General features: G+C 51.2%; 15 protein-coding genes. 9 read left to right on the top strand and 6 right to left on the bottom strand.

Annotation, left to right across the window (positions count from 1 at the left end; translation table 11 throughout):
- The first annotated feature begins 144 nt into the window (after window positions 1-144).
- From mobA to E1757_RS15940, 4 genes are all read left to right on the top strand, one after another.
- Window positions 145-774 carry a molybdenum cofactor guanylyltransferase gene (mobA, locus tag E1757_RS15955; RefSeq protein WP_133229827.1) on the top strand — a complete coding sequence of 210 codons (630 nt, stop codon included), beginning with the start codon at window positions 145-147 and terminating at the stop codon, window positions 772-774.
- Window positions 775-783: 9 nt separating this feature from the next.
- Window positions 784-1,698 (top strand): sugar phosphate isomerase/epimerase family protein, encoded by a 915-nt coding sequence (locus E1757_RS15950; RefSeq protein ID WP_165972144.1) that lies wholly within the window; start codon window positions 784-786, stop codon window positions 1,696-1,698.
- 401 nt (window positions 1,699-2,099) lie between these two features.
- The gene (locus E1757_RS15945) at window positions 2,100-3,545 is read left to right on the top strand and encodes a hypothetical protein (protein WP_133229825.1); all 1,446 of its coding nucleotides are present in this window, start codon (window positions 2,100-2,102) and stop codon (window positions 3,543-3,545) included.
- Window positions 3,546-3,602: 57 nt separating this feature from the next.
- On the top strand, window positions 3,603-4,100 hold the full coding sequence (locus tag E1757_RS15940; protein WP_133229823.1) for a divergent PAP2 family protein: 498 nt from the start codon (window positions 3,603-3,605) through the stop codon (window positions 4,098-4,100).
- Between the two features lie 88 nt (window positions 4,101-4,188).
- Here the strand turns inward: E1757_RS15940 and E1757_RS15935 are convergent, their stop codons facing one another.
- On the bottom strand, window positions 4,189-5,817 hold the full coding sequence (locus E1757_RS15935) for an ATP-binding protein (RefSeq protein ID WP_133229821.1): 1,629 nt from the start codon (window positions 5,815-5,817) through the stop codon (window positions 4,189-4,191).
- A 197-nt stretch (window positions 5,818-6,014) separates the two neighbouring features.
- Between E1757_RS15935 and E1757_RS15930 the strand changes: the two genes are divergently transcribed.
- The gene (locus E1757_RS15930) at window positions 6,015-6,242 is read left to right on the top strand and encodes a DUF3892 domain-containing protein (RefSeq protein ID WP_133229819.1); all 228 of its coding nucleotides are present in this window, start codon (window positions 6,015-6,017) and stop codon (window positions 6,240-6,242) included.
- Window positions 6,243-6,361: 119 nt separating this feature from the next.
- On the opposite strand, the gene E1757_RS15925 is transcribed toward E1757_RS15930, so the two are convergent.
- Window positions 6,362-7,108, bottom strand: a complete 747-nt coding sequence (locus E1757_RS15925; RefSeq protein WP_133229817.1) for an MBL fold metallo-hydrolase — start codon at window positions 7,106-7,108, stop codon at window positions 6,362-6,364.
- A gap of 417 nt (window positions 7,109-7,525) precedes the next feature.
- Here E1757_RS15925 and E1757_RS15920 point away from each other — a divergent pair, with 417 nt between their 5' ends.
- Both E1757_RS15920 and E1757_RS15915 read left to right on the top strand, forming a co-directional pair.
- Entirely contained in the window at window positions 7,526-8,140 is a 615-nt protein-coding gene (locus E1757_RS15920; RefSeq protein ID WP_133229815.1) for a stalk domain-containing protein, read from the top strand.
- 101 nt (window positions 8,141-8,241) lie between these two features.
- The gene (locus E1757_RS15915; protein ID WP_133229813.1) at window positions 8,242-8,535 is read left to right on the top strand and encodes a DUF1292 domain-containing protein; all 294 of its coding nucleotides are present in this window, start codon (window positions 8,242-8,244) and stop codon (window positions 8,533-8,535) included.
- Between the two features lie 118 nt (window positions 8,536-8,653).
- Here E1757_RS15915 and E1757_RS15910 read toward each other — a convergent pair whose 3' ends face one another.
- Window positions 8,654-9,073, bottom strand: a complete 420-nt coding sequence (locus tag E1757_RS15910; RefSeq protein WP_133229811.1) for a DUF1885 family protein — start codon at window positions 9,071-9,073, stop codon at window positions 8,654-8,656.
- A gap of 112 nt (window positions 9,074-9,185) precedes the next feature.
- Between E1757_RS15910 and E1757_RS15905 the strand changes: the two genes are divergently transcribed.
- Entirely contained in the window at window positions 9,186-10,013 is an 828-nt protein-coding gene (locus tag E1757_RS15905; RefSeq protein ID WP_133229809.1) for a Cof-type HAD-IIB family hydrolase, read from the top strand.
- A 162-nt stretch (window positions 10,014-10,175) separates the two neighbouring features.
- Here E1757_RS15905 and E1757_RS15900 read toward each other — a convergent pair whose 3' ends face one another.
- On the bottom strand, window positions 10,176-11,645 hold the full coding sequence (locus E1757_RS15900; protein WP_484217464.1) for an aminotransferase class I/II-fold pyridoxal phosphate-dependent enzyme: 1,470 nt from the start codon (window positions 11,643-11,645) through the stop codon (window positions 10,176-10,178).
- Window positions 11,646-11,898: 253 nt separating this feature from the next.
- On the opposite strand from E1757_RS15900, the gene E1757_RS15895 reads away from it, so the two are divergent.
- Window positions 11,899-13,074 carry an MFS transporter gene (locus E1757_RS15895; protein WP_133229805.1) on the top strand — a complete coding sequence of 392 codons (1,176 nt, stop codon included), beginning with the start codon at window positions 11,899-11,901 and terminating at the stop codon, window positions 13,072-13,074.
- 234 nt (window positions 13,075-13,308) lie between these two features.
- Here E1757_RS15895 and E1757_RS15890 read toward each other — a convergent pair whose 3' ends face one another.
- Entirely contained in the window at window positions 13,309-14,247 is a 939-nt protein-coding gene (locus tag E1757_RS15890; RefSeq protein ID WP_165972143.1) for an S-layer homology domain-containing protein, read from the bottom strand.
- A 146-nt stretch (window positions 14,248-14,393) separates the two neighbouring features.
- Window positions 14,394-15,131 carry a hypothetical protein gene (locus E1757_RS15885; protein WP_133229801.1) on the bottom strand — a complete coding sequence of 246 codons (738 nt, stop codon included), beginning with the start codon at window positions 15,129-15,131 and terminating at the stop codon, window positions 14,394-14,396.
- Window positions 15,132-15,263 lie beyond the last annotated feature (132 nt).

Raw genomic sequence — 15,263 nt, 5'->3', positions numbered from 1 at the left:
TTACGTTCCGAAGGATGTGACTTATGTCACAAAGTAATAGCCTGATTTTAATTTCCTGTGATAAATATAACATGCAGACGCCGTCCTATCCGCTATATTTAGTTAAGAAAAAGAAAACTTTTGCGGAAAGGTCGTGTTTGCCCTATGCTGACGGGAGTTATATTGGCCGGTGGGGAGCATGATGTCGGCAGTGCGCTCCGCTTAATAAATGGCGAACCGCGGATTAGCCGGCAAATCGGCGAAATGCAAGCCGTATGTGAGGAAATCATTATAGTCGCCAATGAGCCGCGGAAGCTGCTGCCGGTCGTGCCGCGATCGGTTCGGATCATTACGGATTTTATTCCCGGATTCGGGGCGTTGAGCGGCATGCATGCGGCTTTTACTTTGGCGAAGCATTACGAAATTTGGGTGATTACCTGCCGGGAACGCTCGATTTCCTCGGCCGCTGCACAGCTGCTATGCGAACGAAGGCGGTCGTTCGATTATGAGGCGGCGCTTCCTATGTATCAGGAGCATCCGCTGCCGTTTCACGGCGTATACAGCCGAAGCTGTCTGGCGCCGATAACCGGCTTGCTGGAAATGAAGGAACGCGGGATTGACGAGCTGCTGAAACGAATATCGTGGGGTGCGGTGGATGAAGCCTTTTTTCATGATCGGCAGGTGGATACGGGCAATTTCGATCGGATGGAGCGTAAGCTGAATAAAAGTCGTGACAGATCGCCTCATGTATCGTATTCTGGTGAACAGAACGGTGCTGATAATTTTGGAAAATGAGGTGTGACAATGGAAAACGAACGAAGACAATCTTTTCGGGATGGCAGCTCCAACCCGCCAAGGATGGAAGTGCACCAATCATGGTGGGCGATGAACGGTGTCGGCAGCGGAGGCCGCGAATGGTCGATTGAAGAAAAGTTCGAAAAAATTGCGGAAGCCGGTTTTACCGGAATTATGGCGCATCTGCCTACCGGACAAGACGCCGGTCTGTGGCGTCGGCTGCTCGATGAGTACGGCTTCAGTCTCGGGATTCACTCATTTCCGCGCAAGCCCGAGGATATGACGGAGCTGCTCCGGGAAGCGAAGCAATTCGGCGTGCTGTATGTCAATTCACAGGTAATGGATTCTTTCGTGATCGGGCAGGCGGCTGTCGAATTGCTCCACGGACTCGTTGAGGAGGCGCGTAAAGCTCAAATCCCGTATATGATCGAAACGCATCGCGGACGGGTCACCCAGGATTTGCACCGCACAGTCGATTATGTCAAAGCGATTCCGGAGCTTAGACTTACGATTGATTTGTCTCATTATATAGTGGCCGGCGAGCTGACGGCTGCCGCTTCCAGAGAATTGGAAATGGCCGGCGAGCTGTTCGATGTGCTGCTGCAGCGTACGTCCGCAATTCATGCGCGAGTTTCGAACGGAGAGCAGGTGCAGGTCGATATCGGTCCGAATGGCGAGCACCCGATGGTTAAACCGTTCATGAAATGGTGGGAGCGGGGAATGAGCTGCTGGCTCAATGAAGCGAAGCCGGGCGATATATTGCCGTTTGTAACCGAGCTGGGGCCGCCCGATTATGCCATTACGGAAGCGACCTACAAGAGGGAAGACCGTACGGAAATTTCCGATCGTTGGCAGCAGGCGTTAGTTCTGAAGCGTCTGGGCGAGGAAGCGTGGGAGCATGCGCAGGCCAATCGCGGCCAGTAAGGCAGATGAGGCAGAGGGGCTGTCCGCCGTGAGGCAGCGTCAAACATACGTTCGGGCGGAGCCTGTACTAATGCCTGTGATCGATACGAACTGAATGGTGCCCGTCCGGGAGACGAGCACCTTTTTTATAATATCAAAATTTATATGTTTTCAGCGGAGCTGAAAAATTCTGATATTGCAAGAAAACCTACATTTAAATCGCGGTCGCTCATCCTTGAAAGGCCTCGATAGAGGTTTTCTTATGTTCTCAGGTAATCAAGCGCTGAAAAATCTAAAAATTGTACTGGTTGTTTAACCGGTTCATATGGTAGAATATTTCAGGCAACGTAAGTTGTCACGTAATGAAAGCGCATTCATTAAGTTTTTATGAACGAATTGATTGCTGACGGAGGGCGATGCTTGTGAGAAACTTGATGATCGGGCTTCTATGTATTTTATGTATGTTCGTTTCTGTACAAGCGCATGCTGAGGAGGGACAATCGGTCAGCTACACATCACCGGAGGGGATTCAATTTGTAAGCCACAGCCCGCTTTGGAATGAGCAGAAGCTGGAAGGCTTGTATCGCGTTTTGTTGAAATGCGAGCATGGTGAGGAGTTTGCCATGCTGAAGCAGGTCATTTTGAACCCGGATTCCGTCAAAGGGAGAAGCGGCTACAAGGTCGGCAACTATGACGAATCGTCACGCACGATCCGTTTGTTTGAAGTCGATTCGCTGCCGGTCGAGCGTACGCTGATCCATGAGTACGGGCATCACTTCTCTTACTATTGGCTCCGGAATAAGGAGGGCCTGGCTCCGCACCGCTTAACCGCCGGCGCAGCCTGGTCGCATATCCGGCAGCTGGACGGTTACCCGATCCGCTGGTGGGGCAGCTCGCTGCCATACAGCCACCAGTGGGATCCCGACGAAATTATGGCCGAGGATTACGTCGCTTTGTTCGGTGTCGAGGCCATGGAGATGCCTGAACAAGCGAAGGATGTCGTCCGGCACATTCGTCATGAGAATGAATATATACCGCCAGCCCAGTCGATACCGGCGCTTCGCAGCTACTGGGAAGAATTGGCCGGTTTAACGAAGCGGCAGCCGCTGAAGATGCCATTACTGCAAAATTGGGAGGCATCTTCATCCCCGAATACCGAAAGCGGGACGGAAACGGTGACTTTCCGGTTTACCTTCTCGCCCGCAGCTGTGGAGGACACCCAGCTCATCGATTATGGAATCAGCTTAACCGGCTTCGGCAGGCAAGCCGGTGTTCCGCTCCATTGGACGGCAGGTACGGCGGCAAAAGGGAAAGAATGGGTAGGAGCCAAGCTCGATGTGGAGCAGCCGCCGAACACCCGGTACGATTATTTTCACCTGCAGGTATGGGCATTGGACCGGCTGGGAGGTCAGCTGAACCAGACGCCATTGTATATGAACTGGTTCGAGTATGATCCGTCCACCCTTCTGCTGCAAAGCATTTCCCCGCCATTTTACAGGTCCGGATGGCAGGAAATACTCAAGAAGGAAGGAATGGAAAGATGGCCGCTGCTTCATATTTTTATCGACGGTTTGCCGGTGGATGCCATTAGCAGACCTGCGGAGGAAGATGAACCGTATGTACCTTGGCGTCTCTTCAATCCGGAATACGACAGCCGCATGTTAACGGCGGATTGGAATCGTCATTCCGTCGAGTTTCAATCGGATTACGAGCGGTTTACGGTGGACGATGTGCCGGCAAGGCTGAAGAAGCCGATGCGGTGGATCGATAACGAGCCTTACGTTTCGGCAGATGACCTGCCGCAAATGTTCGGGGTATCGTTGCATTACGACAATAAAGGCAGCAGCTTGTTCATTGAGCCCAATTAAAGCCCGCAGGCGAATAGAATTCAATCCAAATAAGGATTCTATAGTTGAGGTGATAACATGAACCGAGCTTTGTTGACATCGTTAGCTACCGTAGGCTTGGCGCAATTTATAAAAGCCCCTATTTCGCAAATGGAGACAGGGCAATGGAAGTGGTCGACCATGTTTAAAACCGGCGGGATGCCGAGTTCCCATTCGGCCGGGGTAACCGCGTTGACTACATATGTCGCCTTGAAGAGGGGGGTCTCCAGCATTCCGTTTGCCCTTGCGGGAATGTTCAGCCTGGTTGTGATGTACGATGCGATGGGCATCCGCAGACAGGCCGGCAACATTGCTACCGAAGTGAACGCGTTGGAGGAAACGGTCGATCAATTGGTCGAGCAGCATAAGCCGGCTGCCAGGGACAAAAAGGAAGAAAGAGCGCGTTTGGAGGAAAGTCTGGGTCATTTGCCGGTAGAAGTGCTCGGGGGCGTAATGCTCGGAATTGCAACGGGAGCATTAAGCTATTTACTGGAAAAGCCCGACCGTCCCAACAGGCTGTTACGCCTTTTTCGGTAACGGCGGCTTGTGCATTTCCATTCCCAATAATAACAGCAATGAACAACCCCTCTTTCTTTGCCGCGGCAAAGAAAGAGGGGTTGTCGGTTCACGAGACATACGGCTCGCTTGCGGCCATATCGCAGCCGGTACCTTCCGGTTGGGCAATTGGGACCGTAATAATAAATTTGGTCCCTTGACCGATGACGCTTTCAACTTCCATTGTGCCTTCATGATCTTGAACGATCTTATGGCATATCGACAGCCCCAGGCCTGTGCCCGATTCTTTCGTCGTATAGAAGGGAAGAAAAATTTTGTCCAGTTCTTCTTCCGGAATGCCGCTGCCGGTATCCGCGATTTCGATGACCGCACTGCCGTTGTCGACATACAGCCGGATATGAACGAAGCCTTGGTCGGGCATCGCTTCAAACGCGTTTTTAATCAGATTGAGCAGCATTTGCAGCATCTTGTCCTGATCCATTAACATATGAAGCGGCTGAGGCTCCGCGTCGAACAATATTTGATGTCCGAGACGGCCTGTCTCCGAGTCGAGCAGCGAGATGACGCGCTGAATGCAATGCTGGATCGGATGAATTTTAAACTGGGTCGCGTGAGGTCTGGAAAACTGCAAAAATTCCGCCGTCAGCATACTCATTCTCGTAATTTCATCCATAATTAAATCGTACCACGGGCCTATGTTGTAATTGTCCGCTTTGGATAGCTGCAGAAATCCTTTGATTGTAGTGAGCGGATTACGGATTTCATGCGCCATGCCGGAGGCCAGCTCGCCGACGACACGCAGCTTTTCCGAACGGAGCATATGCTCTTCGCGCTTCAGCCAAGACTCTCTTTTCATATTATACAAATTGCGCTCTGCGATAAAGATAAGATCGTCCTTGGAAACGCCGTCCTCGGGGTAAAAAGCCATGCCGTAATTGATTTCGATGCCGGTCAGCTTCGGGAATTCCAGTGCCAGCTGCTGGGAAATCATGTTCGTCGTCCGCTCGCTGTCCCGGGATTCGACCACGATGGCAAACTCGTCGCCGCCATACCTGCTTATAAACAGAGCGTCGGGAAACATAATGCGCAGCAGCTGCGCCGCCTGCTTCAGAATGCGATTGACGCCGTGGAAGCCATTCGTTGTATTGAGCGATTTAAGATCCTTACAATCGATCATAACGAGCGCGATTATTTTCTTGGCTTGTACCAGCTGGTCGAGCTGGCGGTGGCATTCCTCGAAATTGTACAGGCCGGTGAGCGAATCGTGCGTCGTGAGATGCTTTTTTTCATTGTCCAGCAGCTGGGTCTGGTCCTCTATCACATGAATGTAACGGTAAAACATAATGGCAAATATAAGGCAGCTGAAGGACGTGAACAGAATGGTGATCATTCCGTATAACGAGTAAGGCATATAAGTAAACGATATTAACGCATAGGTGATCGTGTAAAGCAGGCTGACCGCCGAAGCGGTATTGATTTTACGGATTTTATAAAACTGCTTGCCCATTTGGGCCAAGTAAAGCGGCAAACACCAGTCCATCTGGCTTAACCAATGGAAAACGATCAATAGGCTCATTTGAAGCACGGTGGCGGCCACGAGCCGCTTTTCCGCATAGTGGACGGCAATGTACAAGATTCCGATAACACTGAGCAATACAGGGCTTGAAGTTTGATCAAAAAGGATAGATGAGGCGCACACAACAATCGTATATATAAATAAGATCCAGTTATGGCTCATGCTTTCAAGCTCCTTATTCAATTTGGTTCCGAGCAAACGTACATGATAAATAAATTTCTCTGCAAAGCTTCTCAAATCCTGCTCGAATTGTCGGAAAAGTCAATAATTGTGAATAAAAAGTTTGTTTCGGCGCAAAATACAGTACATGAGTTCTGCCGGATTGCAGATCTCAAACCTTGATTCGGGAGGGATCGCTCATGGAACGTGAAAGTTTTGTGGCTGTGCAAAAAAACGGTGACGGAGATATAACCGCATTCAAAACCTCGAGTGGACGCGTTCTCCAGTACGATCAAGCCATTCAAGAAGTGCAGAACGGGACCATTCAAGGCGTAAACGTTTTCAAGGGAAGGGATGGGGACTCCTATATCCGCGGCAACGCAGACGGTGATCCAAGCAACAATCTCGACCAGCTTCCTGGTTTTTAAGGGAAAAACCTGACCTCATCCGAGGCCAGGTTTTTTACATATAGAATTTATAAGTTTCGGGGCTCCCCGCAAAGTACCTGAATCAGCTTTGAAGCAATGCCCCACTTTGTGGGGATATTTTACGGGAAGCTGTATAACTTATGCTGTTCGATAAAGGTCATGCTCCCGGTTTTACCGATGAAATCGCCGACATGATCGTCATAATGCATGAGAATGACTTTTTCCTGCATCGGCTCCGGCAGCGTGAGCAGCTCGCTGAGGCTGGCATGAACGACGCCCGGCGATTGGAACTGGCAATCATGCAAAAAATAGTCGCAGCGGCCTGATTCGTAAAGCTCCAGCAATAATGCTCTGTTGAATTTGGCGTCGGAGCTGTAAAACACTTTATCGTTCAAAATAATCGAATAGCTGGGTTTATCCGGAATATGCTGGGACGGAATCAATTGGATGTCCAAACCGGGGGCCACCGTCTTCCGAATTTGCTCCTCCAGCACGACGACTTCAAAGTAATCGTCCAACTTCGTCAAGTTTTCAGAGCTGTTTTCCAACCCGCCCCGCAGCGAGTGGTTCCATAATGGGTACAGCAGGGAAGAAGGGACAAACAGCTTCATCCTAAGGCTGTCGCAAGCATATTTGAGGCGAAATGCGAATTCTTCCATACCGCCTACGTGATCCGAATGAATGTGGGTAATCAGAATACCGTCGATATCCGTTAAAGGAATATTAAGTTCATGTAAAGCGCGGGGAGCCGTCGATCCGCAATCAATCAATAAAGTATAACCGTTGCAAAAAACCAATGCATTATTGTTATAAAATTTTTTGGAGAAGGCACTTCCAGTACCTATCATTTGGATTTGCAGGGTCACGTACGATCCTCCACTCATGAGTCCATAGCGCTTTCATTTTCTTTATCAAATCTATCATGGTTTAGACAAATAATTCAAGCAAAAATGTCAAATTTTATCGTTTTTTAGTCGATTTGTGAGTTATTTCACTTTATGGGGAAGCGGTCGATAACCGTTTATTGCAATGCATTTGCCGGGCGATGACAGCGCTCCTGGCGACGTTCGGGAAGTATTGCGGCAGCGAGTCGGCCAATCGGGAATTATGGATGATCTTGGCATATTTTGTAGCGAATCGCCTGAAGTTAACGTTCGGCCACAAGATGTAGATACATATGAAAATTATTTTTTATGATTTTTGAGGAAATGAGCGCAACTCTTACCAATCTGCGGAGTATAAGAGAATAGAATACAAGTTCAAGTCACGATGGAGGTTGCAGGATGAAAGTGCCACGATTGCTAACTATAGTGCTATCACTTTCGCTTTTCGGTGCGACGGGGGCATTTGCCAGCTCGATGTGGGGCGACTATGAAGGCTTTGCGAAAATCAAGATGCTCGTTAACGATGTCGAGAAACCATTTGCGGACAATGAGACGCCGGCTTTTATTATTAAAGGCAATTCGGTATTCCCGGTACGCATGTTGTCTGAATCGCTTCAAACGCTTGTTCGCTGGGATAACGGTTCAAAAACCATCTCCGTGTTCAAGCCTAATGTTCATATGTTTGTTGCCGAGAAAGTGAATGACGATTATTCGGTCAAGTCCCCCTTTGGAAAAGTGCCTAAGGGAAAGAAAATCGATTTCGCGGTATTTGCCCAGATCGACAGCCTCAAGACACCGTTCTACTCTTTCAAAATTTCGATTGATTCGCCAAGCGGCGAGCAGGTAGCCGCTCATGAGAAAGTGGTAAACGGGGAGAAGGAAAACTTCTGGTATCCGTGGCCGTTCAACGTTTCCTTCGGCGAGACCGGCGAGTATGTGATCAAATTTTCCGTGAAGCTGGATGAAGGCGGAGACTACACGGTCGTTTCCAAAAAAGTGATTGTATCCGAGTAATGTTTACAGATGCAAAAGGCGAATTATGATCGTTTGACCTGCAGGAAGGAACATGATACGATACGAGGGATAACTATTAATTGATGAAATGAGGTTTCCCCATGAGCGATCATATCCATGACGAATCCTGTGATCATGAACATGACGATGATATTTTCATAGTTACCGATAAAGACGGCGTGGAACACGAGATGGTGATGGTGTACACGTTTGAAGCGGAAAACCAGCCTTATGCAGTGCTGCTCGACCGCAATGATCCCGAAGCCGACGGCGTCATTTTCCGAATCGAGGAAGAGGATGAAGACGCCTATCTGGCCAGTATCGAAGACGAGGAAGAATGGGATCGCGTTGTGAAAATCTACAATCAGATTGTAGAGGAACAGGAATCGGAATAACAGACGGAACCCCCTTCTTGTCCGGACAGGAAGGGGGTTTTTGCGCGGAAATGGAGCGGGCCGGCTTGCGGTTTCGCATCAACCGGCATACCGCTGTCACGACTGCTGCTGCGGCCGTCTATTTGCGGGGATTGAAATACATGGTGCGGCCATTGAACAAATGCAGCTCGGCCTTCCACAGCTTGGCCAAGTACTTGCAAAATTCGTTGCCCTTCGACTTGTCGCCGTGCGTACAGTCGTCGGGAAGCACAACCTGCACGTAATGGCGGTCCGTTTCCCCGATCTGCTCGCTGCCGGTCCCCATGACAATATACTTGTACAGCGGATCTTTACCTTTAAGATAAAACCATTTGCCTTCCGATTCCGGCTTCGTTTCGATCGTATACGGAAATCCGGCGTCATCATATTCCCAACCGAGCTGTTTGCCGGTAAGATTCAGCTGCTCCTTATAATGAAGCAGTTGATCTTTTAATTCGTCCAAAGTGAGCGACGATAAAGAAGAGCCTTCCACAAACTTAATATAAGCGCTTTGAGCCATATTCACACCTGCCTGTAAATGATCTGGAAAGGTTTTCATCCGATGGATACATGAAACATCATAGCATTAAGCGGATGCAATTGACAATATGACAATAGAGGAGCAAGCGAGTATGGATACGAAACGTTTTCAAGGCATAATGCTGGTTACGGACATGGACGGAACGCTTCTCGACAGCGGCAAACGGATCAGCGGCGAAAATTTGCAGGCGATCGAGCGGTTTGTCGATCAGGGCGGGCTGTTTACGCTCGCGACCGGCCGTATTGCCTCGTCGGCGAAGCGGTATGCGGATCAGCTGCCGATCGGCGCGCCGGCTATTTTGTACAATGGTGCGGTTATTCATGATTTTGCAGCGGGAAGAAACGTCTGGGAGCGTACGCTGGGAGCAAACGTTAGGCCGGTGCTGAAGTGGTTAATGGAACGGTTTCCCGAGCTCGCTGTAGAAATCTATTGCGGGGAGGAGCCGTATTTTATTAGAGAAAACCGGATAACGGCTTACCACAGACAAACGGAAGGTTTTACAAGACCGATCGAGCAGGAAGGCTACGAGCGTCAAATTCAGGAGCCTTGGTACAAAGTATTGTTCGCATGGGAGCCGGAGCGGCTGGACGAGGTCGAAGCGTATGCGGCATCGTTGAAGGAGGAGGCGGAACCATTCACCTGGGTTCGGTCCGACGCCAAATATTTTGAGATTTTGCCGGCTGAAGCTTCGAAAGGACATGCGCTTGATCATCTGCTGGAAATGACGGGGATCGACCGGGCGAATTGCATCGCGATGGGCGATCATCTTAACGACCTGGAGATGCTGCGCAGAGCCGGTGTCGGAGTCGCGGTCGCGAACGCGCATGAATCGCTGGTCAGCGTCTCCAACCGCTCCTGCAACCATCATGACGAGCATGCTGTCGCCGACGTAATCCAATGGCTGGAAAGCCGCGGCTGAAGCTTGGCATGCATTCGCAGCAAGCCTCGGCTCTGCTGAAGGCTCTGCATATACGAAGGGAACAAACCGGCGCGGCTATGCGCGGATTGTTCCCTTTTTTGCTTGTATGGGCCAGCTGCGCATGACCATAAGCGCAGCGGCCGGAGAAGCGGCTTGCGGCGATCAGAAGATCGCGTTCGTTTCAACGATGACTTTCACATTGTCGATGCTGCGGTCTTCGGGGCCTTTGACCGGGAGGCCGACCTCGACATGCTCGGTAATATAGTCGATCAAGTCCTGGGAAATCACTTCGCCCGGCAGCAGGATCGGGATTCCCGGCGGATAGACATATATAAACTCCGCTATAATACGGTCAGCCGATTCCTTGAACGGAATAATTTCCGTATCGCCGTAGAAGGCGTCCCGCGGGGTAAGCGTCAGCTGCGGAATTTTCGGCACCTTGATGACGAGCTCCGAAGCCGGGCGAATATTGTAATTTTGACTGGACAGCTCGCGCAGCGCATTGAGCAGCGTATCGATATTTTCATGCGTATCGCCGGGTGTAACCAGGCAGAGGATATTGTACATATCGCTCAGCTCCACCTCGATATTGTAATGCTCGCGCAGCCAGTTTTCCGCATCGTATCCGGTGATCCCCAAATGTCGCACATGAATGTTCACCTTCGTCGGATCGTAGTCGAAGGTGGCCTCGGTGCCAAGTATATCTTCGCCGAAGCAGCTCAGGCCGGGAATTTCGTTGATCGCCTTGCGCGCATACTGGGCGAGCTCGATCGCGTATTCGGCCATCCGGGCGCCGTTCAACGCCAAATGGCGGCGCGACGTATCCAGTGACGCCAGCAATATATACGACGTCGACGTCGTCGTCAGCATGCTGATGATCGTCTTGACGCGGCGGGCATTTATGCGGCCTTCGCGAATATTCAGCACGGAGCTTTGCGTCATCGATCCGCCCAGCTTATGGACGCTGGTAGCGGCCATATCGGCGCCGGCCTCCATGGCCGATACCGGCAGCTTGCTGCTGAAGTGAATCAGCACGCCATGCGCTTCGTCAACCAGCACAGGCATATTGTAGCTGTGCACCAAATCGACGATCTCCTTCAGATTGGCGCAAACGCCGTAATAGGTCGGATTGATGACAAGCACCGCCTTGGCATCCGGATGTTTTTCCAGAGCGCGTTTTACGGAGCGCGATGTAATTCCGTGGTCGATACCGAGATTGGCATCGCGTACGGGCGAAATAAAAACCGGCTTCGCACCGGCGAAAATGATCGCCGCCATGACGGATTTATGAACGTTGCGGGGAACGATAATTTTATCGCCCTGCGAGCAAACGGTGAGAATCATAGTCATGATCGCGCCGCTCGTCCCTTGAACGGAGAAGAACGTATGGTCTGCGCCGAACGCATCGGCAGCCAACTGCTGCGCTTCTTCGATGACGCCGGTCGGTTGATGCAGATCATCCAGTGGTGCTATATTGATAAGGTCGATGGACAGCGCGTTATCGCCGATAAACCGGCGGTATTCGGGATCCATCCCGACTCCTTTTTTATGGCCCGGAATATGGAACTGAACCGGATTCCGCGCCGCATGTTCTTTTAAAGCCGTGAAGAGGGGCGTTTGCTGATGATCCACTGTCATCCTACCTTTCTGTGCAAAATGAAAACGATAAATCTAACTTATAGTAACGATAAAGCGTCGTTGTTGCAAGCGGTTTTTACAAAACTTTACGAATCGGGGTTTAAGCGGCTTTAACGAAGGGGCGGGTTTGTCCATTTTGTTAATCTTGCCCCGTTTTGTTTCATGATGAAAAAAGTTATGATACGATAGATATCGTATTTTACATAAACTTGGATATTATTTCATTCCGGGAGGTTTGGCATCATTTATGAAAAAACAGCTGACCATTATTATGGTGCTGCTTATGACAATATTTATCGGCTTCGGGATCATTATTCCGGTGCTGCCGGATGCGATTGCCGGCTCAGGCGCCAGCAGCTTTCACCTCGGCATGCTGCTGTCCGTATATTCGCTGGCCTCGTTTCTGATGTCGCCGGTATGGGGCGGCATCTCCGACCGGGTGGGCAGAAGGCCGCTCATTATGATTGGCGCGCTTGGCTTCAGCGTCAGCTTCTTCCTGTTCGGCATCGCGGGCAGCAGCTTGCTGCTCATGTATGTATCGCGAATACTCGGCGGCTTGTTCTCCGGCGCGGCGACGGCGTGTGCGGTAGCTTATGTGGCCGACATCACGACCGAGGAGAACCGTACAAAAGGAATGGGGCTTGTCGGGATGTCCATCGGCCTGGGCTTTATATTCGGGCCTGCGGTCGGGGGGATTTTGAGCCAATGGGGCTATCAGGTTCCGTTCTTTACGGCTGCCGTGCTCGCATTTGGAACGTTCGTATTTGCATTCATAATGCTGCCCGAATCATTGAGCGAGGAAAAGCGCCGCGCGCAAAAAGAGGAAAAGCCGTCGCGCTGGAGCGCTTTTGTCGGATCGGTTAAATATTTGTACGTGCTGTCGTTTTTCGTATCGTTTACACTGGCCGGTCTCGAAGCGACGTTGCTGCTGTTCGAAAAAGACCAGATCGGCGCCACCTCGCTGCAGTTGGGCATTATGTTCGCGGTTAGTGGAATTGTGGGCGCGCTGATTCAAGGCGGCGTCGTTCGCCGGTTTATTAAAAGAGGCGACGAGACGCGCGTGATCGGAATCGGCCTCGTGCTGTCCGCAGTCGGGTTCATTCTCATTTTATTTTCATCCAGTCTGCTGACCGCCTCTATTTATTTGTCCGTCTTTGCGGCCGGCAATGCGCTGATCCGGCCGTGCGTAACTTCATTGATTACGCAAAAAACAAAAGCGGGGCAAGGCGTAGCCTCGGGACTCAGCTCCTCGATGGACAGCCTGGGAAGAATTGCCGGCCCGCTGCTCGGTGCGGGAATTTATCAATACAGCCATCAGCTTCCGTTTTATATCGGGGCGGTCCTGTCACTGGCGGCGATCTATTTGCTCTACCGTTTTATGACTGCAGACAGGGACAGCCAAGTACTGGTTCGCCAAGCATAAGCCTTGGCAGCTTCGAAGCATCGCGGCACCGCCGTTCAATCATAGTCTCCTTACCGATCTTATTAGGAAAAGCCGCCGTGTCCGCAGGTGAACTGCAGCCCGGGGGTCGGACGCTTTGCTCAAGCGTCCGCGATCCCGGCCACAGTTCATGCCTTGCGACAGGCGGCTTTTCCATGTTCCATTTCAACAGCTGCATCCGGCATCAGGCATACCGGATCGTTTCGCAGCAGTCCTTTACGCAACGGGGTGAACCAGCCGGTAAATGACGGCAGCGGCTTCGGCCCGTGTCATATATTGGTCGGGGCGGAAGGTGCCGTCTTCGTAGCCGTCAAACAAATGGGCCTGTTGCAGGGCCCGGATCGCGTCGCCTGCCCAAAAGCCGGGCGGCACGTCGCTGAAGATGCTTTCGCCATCGGGCTTCAGCATTTCGCTTCTGGCGATTATAGCGGCGATTTCGGCGCGGGAAATATGATTTGCCGGGCGGAACGTTTGATCGGGATAACCGTTAATAAGCCCGTATTCGACCGCTGTAATGATATAGACTTTGTCTTCCTGGCTGCCGCTGACATCGGTGAACTCCGAAGCTGCCGTATTGGACAGAAACAGCTTTTTGGCTTTGACGAAATATCGGATGAATTCTGCGCGGGTAATAGATTGGTCGGGTTTAAATTCCGTTCTTCCGGTCTGCAGGTCGGTAAAGCCGTCAATATATTTTTGGTTCATCAGCTCGGCAATTTCTTTGCGGGCCCAATGGCGGTCGATATCGCTGAATCCGCTTGCGGTGCCGTTAAGCGACAAGACATAATCGGCGACCGCTTTATACTCATCCTCGCGCAACGAGCCGGGGGCATTTTGCGGCATATTGCGGGAAATATATTCATAGGCTTTGTCGTAAGTTCCCAGGTTCTTTTTCATGCGCTCGGACACTAACGACGGGTAGCTGCCCGCACCCCGGCCATCGGCGGCGTGGCAGGCAAGGCAATTTTTTTCATAAACCGCTTTGCCTTTGTCCGGGTCTTTGGTCGTGGCCGCAGCGCTGGGAGCGGAGGGCGCTTCCGGCGCTGCGGCAGCGCTGCTTTCCGGTTCGTCGACGAGCAGCAGCCCGCCGCAGCTGAACACTGCGGCTCCCAGCAGCAGTATACTCAAATGGTGTTTGGTCCGTTTACGTTTCATACAATCTGGAACCTCCTCGCAAACATCGAGCCTTTTCTCCATTATAATAGAAATTCATGACGAACGTGTGAAAATATTGTCCATGCATACGAAAAGCCGCCCTGAAACCGATCAGGGCGGCCGATGTTGCATTTGGCGTTAAATGGTCATGGTTTTGCCGGTTTTTGGGCGGAGCCGCCTCGCTTATGTTCGACCATTTTTTCAATCCACGGCGTCATTTCTTCCTTGATTTTGGCGATAAGCTGTTCTTTGCCGATTCCTTTCGATTGAGCGATCTCGGCTAATGATTTGCCTTCCATCAGCTGTGCATGGAGCTCATCCTCCGTCATGCCCAGCAGCGCGGACAGCTTATCGGGAGCGGGCATCATGCGATGCTTCATGTCGTGCTTGCCGTTAAACCTGGGACCTTTATGGTTAACCATGAAGGTCAAATGCTTCTCGAGGCCGGACTTGATTTTTTCGGCCTTTTCAGCCTTCAGCTTTCCGGCCTTTACGGCCTCATCGATTTGCTTGCTGCGGACGGCCTTCAGCTTCGCAATCAAATCCGCTTCCTTCATTCCTTTTTCCTTGGCGATCTCGACAAGCGTTTTGTCCTGCAGGGCCGCTTGCAGCGAAGCCTGGTCGATGCCGAGTATGGCTGCCGCTTCCTCAATTATCGGCATATGCTTGCCCCAATGTGCCTTATCGCTTCTGACATCGCTTTCGCTGCGGCTCGAAATCGGCTGCTTGCTTGTATCGTCGACCGCTTGCTGCCGAACGGCCAGGTTGTCGGCCGCCTCAGCCGCAGATGCCGGCTGCCGGCTGGCGTAAATGACGCTGCCGCTCAACATAAGAGCCAGCGTTAAGCCGGTGACGATCACCCTCCGGGGAGACAGACTTTTCATGGTCCGGTCCACCTTTCTGAAATAGGCTCGGTTACGTGTATACGTATCCAAGCCTAGCATATGCAGCCAAGCTTAAATTTACTTTAAAGGAACCTTAGGCTAACATAAAATATCCCTACAAAGTGGGGCCTT

The sequence above is a fragment of the Paenibacillus piri genome (assembly GCF_004354045.1).
GTDB lineage: Bacteria > Bacillota > Bacilli > Paenibacillales > NBRC-103111 > Paenibacillus_S > Paenibacillus_S piri.
The sequence above is the reverse complement of the archived record's forward strand: the minus strand, read 5'-3'. Positions and strand labels throughout refer to the sequence as shown.